The sequence below is a fragment of the Shigella sp. FC1544 genome (genome assembly GCF_001722145.1).
Classification (GTDB): Bacteria; Pseudomonadota; Gammaproteobacteria; order Enterobacterales; family Enterobacteriaceae; genus Escherichia; species Escherichia coli.
Map to the genome: position 1 here is coordinate 1 of NZ_MECT01000419.1, position 534 is coordinate 534.

General features: G+C 53.4%; 1 pseudogene. It reads right to left on the minus strand.

Going from position 1 to position 534, the window contains the following annotated elements:
- A pseudogene (locus BGK49_RS17425) lies at positions 1–425 on the minus strand (transposase domain-containing protein); the annotation flags it as partial.
- Positions 426–534 lie beyond the last annotated feature (109 nt).

Genomic DNA, 534 nt, shown 5'->3' on the forward strand with positions numbered 1-534 from the left:
CCCGCGATACCACGCTCTATCGGACGGGATGGTGCCGGTGCTTCAACGATGCAGTCACATTTTGTACAGGCTTTTTTTACCCGTTCTGTGCGGATCACTTTCAGAGCGCTGCTCACCAGTTCCAGTTGTTCTGCGCTGACTTCCCCCAGATAATCCAGCTCACCGCCACACTCCGGGCAACAGCTTTCTTCTGGCTCCAGGCGATTTATTTCGCGGGGCAGATGCTCCGGTAACGGGCGACGATGACGAGACTGTCGCAACTGGCGGGGAACCTGCGGATCGTCTTCCCGCCCACTGTAACGATCACTGTCCTGTTCGCGTTGTTTCAGCAGGGCCTCAGCCTGTTCAACTTCACGACGCAGTTTTTCAGAACGGGTACCGAACAGCATCCGGCGCAGTTTTTCTATCTGAGCCCGCAGATGTTCGTAAGCGTATAGCCTGAACCGTCTGGTCAGAATCTGACGAATTAGACAAAGTGGTGTCCACCAAATAAGTAGTGGGAACCAAAGTGTCAGATATGCAGAAAAATGTGAA